Origin of the sequence: Haloferax profundi (genome assembly GCF_001469865.1) — an archaeon.
Classification (GTDB): domain Archaea; phylum Halobacteriota; class Halobacteria; order Halobacteriales; family Haloferacaceae; genus Haloferax; species Haloferax profundi.
The window spans coordinates 1-4,124 of sequence record NZ_LOPV01000191.1 but is presented as its reverse complement, the minus strand read 5'-3'; the positions used below and the strand labels follow the sequence as shown (position 1 = coordinate 4,124).

5 protein-coding genes are annotated in these 4,124 nt (G+C 55.8%); 1 reads left to right on the top strand and 4 read right to left on the bottom strand.

All coding sequences use genetic code 11. The annotated features are described in order from the left end of the window. Positions 1 to 212: 212 nt before the first annotated feature. Entirely contained in the window at positions 213 to 1,175 is a 963-nt protein-coding gene (locus AUR66_RS09945; protein ID WP_058572279.1) for an AAA family ATPase, read from the bottom strand. A gap of 263 nt (positions 1,176 to 1,438) precedes the next feature. Next, positions 1,439 to 1,645, bottom strand: a complete 207-nt coding sequence (locus AUR66_RS09940; protein ID WP_058572278.1) for a hypothetical protein — start codon at positions 1,643 to 1,645, stop codon at positions 1,439 to 1,441. Between the two features lie 328 nt (positions 1,646 to 1,973). Between AUR66_RS09940 and AUR66_RS09935 the strand changes: the two genes are divergently transcribed. Continuing rightward, a complete protein-coding gene (locus AUR66_RS09935) occupies positions 1,974 to 2,273 on the top strand; it encodes a PadR family transcriptional regulator (protein WP_058572277.1) in 300 nt (99 codons plus the stop codon). A 166-nt stretch (positions 2,274 to 2,439) separates the two neighbouring features. Here AUR66_RS09935 and AUR66_RS09930 read toward each other — a convergent pair whose 3' ends face one another. Together AUR66_RS09930 and AUR66_RS09925 are read right to left on the bottom strand one after the other, a co-directional pair. Further along, complete coding sequence (locus AUR66_RS09930) at positions 2,440 to 3,729, bottom strand: amidase (RefSeq protein ID WP_058572281.1); 1,290 nt, start codon at positions 3,727 to 3,729, stop codon at positions 2,440 to 2,442. A gap of 2 nt (positions 3,730 to 3,731) precedes the next feature. Continuing rightward, on the bottom strand, positions 3,732 to 4,124 hold a 393-nt coding region (locus tag AUR66_RS09925; RefSeq protein ID WP_197409727.1), incomplete at its 5' end, for a zinc ribbon domain-containing protein.

Sequence of the window (4,124 nt, the reverse complement as noted above, 5' to 3'; positions counted from 1 at the left end):
CGTGTCGATCTTCGGACTGGGAATCGTCGGCGTGGCTGTGACGACAGGTGCCTTGATATTAGCTGGGAGCTTCAGTGTCGGCTGGACAGGGCCAACCGCCCTAGTTGCGTTGCTTGCTGCAGTCGGTGGTGCGGTGATGTTTTCACTTGCATTGCGACTCTCCTAGGCGAGTACGTATGAGCACACGTGAACAGTTTGGGGGGAGAATTCAATCAGGCCCTCGGCGTCTCAATCGAGGGGACTTCAACCGCGTCAAGTGACCGGTTGATAACCGCTTTCGGGTCAGCATCGCGAATTTGTGCTTCATTAGTCAATACGAGACGGTGAGCCAACACAGGAACAGCAATCGCTTTGACATCATCAGGAACGACGTAGTCTCGCTGTTGGATGAGCGCTCGAGCACGAGCGGCCTCGAACGCTCGCTGAATTCCCCGCGGAGACACCCCAGTCTCGACTTGATGATCTTCTCTCGTCTGTCGACAGATATCGACGAGATAGTCACGAAGCCGCGAATCAACGTGGACTGTCTCAACAATATCTTGAATGTCGTGTACCTGTGATCGGTCGATAACCGTCCGTGCTGCCGGCGTCTGTGTCGTTCGGTCTGCACGACGATCCAAGAGTTCACGCTCACCCCCACGAGAAGGATACCCCATAGATGTCTTGGTCATGAACCGGTCGCGTTGTGCTTCCGGAAGTGAGAACGTGCCTTCGTGCTCAATCGGGTTCTGCGTGGCAATGACGAAGAACGGCTCTGGGAGTTTTCGCGTTTCATTATCGACAGTTACCTGTTTTTCACCCATCGCTTCGAGCAATGCAGCCTGAGTTTTCGGCGGTGCGCGGTTTATCTCGTCTGCAAGGACGATATTCGAAAAGATTGGACCTGGGCTAAACTCGAAATCCCCAGTTGACTCGTTGTACAGGTGACTGCCAGTGATGTCGCTCGGCAGTAAGTCCGGAGTGAACTGAATGCGTTTGAATTTCAGGCCAAGAACCTTCGCAAGACTACGTGCAGTCAGTGTCTTGCCAGTACCAGGAACGTCTTCGATAAGCACGTGTCCCCGTCCCAAGATACCGGTCAATACCGTCTCGAGAAACTCTTCATCGACTATTGCTGTCTGCTGCACCGCATCAATCACCTCAGAAATGGAATTCGAGGCCGCGTTCTGATCCATTAAATCACAAACGTATTCGGAACGACAAATAACTACTGCGCAAAGCGGTGTCCACAGAACTCAGTTAGTGAACACGCAGCTAGTGACTACTGGGTTCACTAAACAAAGGCACCTATTGGAGTTGAAAGTCCGATGTCCGTCGATAATATTCACCGTATTGACATTGGCATGATATCGACAGTGACCACGTAGCCGTCTTGGGGTAGCCACAACGCGAGGGGAGAAAGCCATAGCCACTCAATAGTGACCGTCAGCCACGGTTGTTAGCTGTCGTTCGACGTACGCCAGCGTTCGTTGCCCCAGAGTCCACACCGCGCCATCGCATCGTCGTATTCGGTCACGATGACTTCACGTTCGACGACTTCCTCACCACCATCGGACTCAACGATTGGATCTTTCACCTCGTCATCGCACGCTGTACCGCTGTCGTTGTGTTTTTCCTGAAATTCAGAAATTTCGTCTTTTTCCATAGCCCACATACACTGTCTAGAAATATAATGTTTTTTACCAAGTTCAATTCGATATCACTCAACGTGCGTCGGTTTTTTAACTGCTGGTAGAAAGGAAGACCATGGCTAACTTTCGTGTTAATAATTCACCCACCCACCTCGTCGGTCGAATACATCCCACGTTGCCAGACACCTTTGATTTCTTGGTAGCCACCTAGAACACGATGTGCTCTCAGTGGCAGACGGGATTATTGGTCTTTCCTCGAATCTCTCTGGCATCCCAGATAAACCAAGAACTAACCGCAAGAATGCGACCCATACTGATATTGGACGAACACGTTATGGCGATATGTTCGAGTTGACAGGGTTCCAGCGGGATTTGCTCTACGCCATCGCAGCGTTGACACGCCCTTCTGGACAGGACATCAAGGAGCGTCTCACCGAGATAACGACACTCTCGGACGTCAACCACGGTCGGCTGTATCCCAACCTCGACGTGTTAGTCGAACACGGCTACGTTGCGAAAGGCACCCTCGACCGGCGCACTAATTACTACGAACTCAGCCAGAAAGGAGTGGCCACCATCCACGACCGACGAGCGTGGGAAGACACCCACCTCGAAGAGACGGACCAAATGGCACCAGAGTGAAAGCCGCCCTCCGGTCGAGAGATCGACGTCTGCAGTCGAACGGAGCCACACACAGCGAGTGCCGACTCAGAAAGAACTCGCCCGTGCGCAAGAGACCGCCTGAACCAGCGCAGACTGCGACAGTCAGTACCCCACCTGCAGTCGTGGACTTCCTCTGTACTCCGCGTTAGAGCGCCGCGGCGATCTCGTGCGACCAATCGAGAAGCCGCTCATCGGCACCGAAGGGTGCTGCACACTGCACCCCAAGGGGAAGCCCTTCCTCACTAGTCGTGCCAGGAAGTGCAATCGTCGGAAGCCCAGAATGTGTCCACGGGAGGTTCATCACGGGGTCGCCAGTCGAGTCGATTCCCTCGGGCGCAGGACCGGGTGCCGACGGCGCAATCCAGAGGTCGATTCCTGCATCGTCCATCGCAGCTTCGAGTCGGTCGCGAACCTCGAGTCGACTCTGTCGTCCACGCGCAATCTCTCTCGTCGGAATCGTTCTGCCCTCTTCGATGAGCGTTCGTGTCGTCTCGGAGTATTCGTCGCCGTACGCTTCGTACCAGGCTTCGTGGGCTATCGCGAGTTCAGCCGCGTTCAGTCGATCGTGCCGGTGGTTTATCGCGTCGATGTCGTCGAGTATCGGGACACTCACGATATCGTAGCCAGCGTCTCGGAGCGCTTCGAGATGTGTTTCGAAGCCGTGGCGGCCCACTTCGCTGACCTGGTCGAGATAGGGGCCTTCGGGCACGCCCAGAACTGGTTTCTCCCGTTGTGACGGCAAGTGACGCCAGTCATCACAGAGGACTGCCGCTGCGAGTTCGGCACCCACTGTGTCTTGGGTGAAAAAGCCGACGTGGTCGACCGACTTCGAGAACTCGATCATTCCCGTGGTTGGAATGCGACCGAAGGTCGGCTTGAAGCCGACGACGCCACAGAACGCTGCGGGCCTGATTACCGACCCAACAGTCTGTGACCCGAACGCGAACGGACAGAGACCAGCCGCGACCGCAGCAGCCGACCCGCTACTCGAGCCGCCGGGTGTGTGGGCGATGTCGTGTGGATTCCGAGTCGGACCCGGTTCGAAGTACGCGAATTCCGTCGTGACGGCTTTCCCGAGGATGAGTGCCCCGGCGTCTCGCATCCGCTGGACTGCATCCCCCTCTTGTCCAGCCAAGGCAGCTGGCGGAAGTGTGGACCCCGCCCGCGTTGGGAGCCCATCGACGTGAAAAATATCTTTCACCCCGATGGGTACACCGTACAATGGTGGCCTGTCTGTAGGGTTCGGATAGCGCTCTTCGAGGGCCGCTGCCTCGGCCAAGACCCGCTCCCAGCGCCCGGCTTCCGGAACGAGCGACTCCAGCTGTGGTTCGACCGCTTCGACACGCTCTCGGAGTTCTTCGACGTACACTGTGATACTCGATTGACCGTCTCTAAGAGTCCTAATCGCGTCAGCGAGATGTGCGTCGTGTATCATCGTCATCGACCCACGACTGAAGTCGTGGGCTTGTCCGTGGACTCCCGGTCTGCCTCCGAATTGGAGTAGGCGGTGTAATCGCCATTCCCGTTCACCATCCCAGACTTGAGGGCGAGATGACCGTCGCCCAACCCATCGGGACGTTTGCCCGATGGTAAAGTTAGCAGTTTCAAACCGATGTTCTTCGAAGCGTTGTAATCGCCGTCAACCGAGTACCCACAGTCGTTGCACTCAAACCACCCGTCCGAATCGCGGTTCGTGCTGGACTGATGCCCGCACTTCGAGCAAGTCTGACTCGTAAACGCAGGCGGTATCTTCTCAAGACGAATTCCATACTCGCTAGCTTTGTACGCGAGCATCTCTTGGAGTTCGCGGAACGCCCAGTTGTGCATCTG

Bases quoted from the DNA above. Each gene is read 5' to 3' on its own strand.
- AUR66_RS09945 (WP_058572279.1), bottom strand. From the start codon at position 1,175: ATGGATCAGAACGCGGCCTCGAATTCCATTTCTGAGGTGATTGATGCG.
- AUR66_RS09940 (WP_058572278.1), bottom strand. From the start codon at position 1,645: ATGGAAAAAGACGAAATTTCTGAATTTCAGGAAAAACACAACGACAGC.
- AUR66_RS09935 (WP_058572277.1), top strand. From the start codon at position 1,974: ATGTTCGAGTTGACAGGGTTCCAGCGGGATTTGCTCTACGCCATCGCA.
- AUR66_RS09930 (WP_058572281.1), bottom strand. From the start codon at position 3,729: ATGATACACGACGCACATCTCGCTGACGCGATTAGGACTCTTAGAGAC.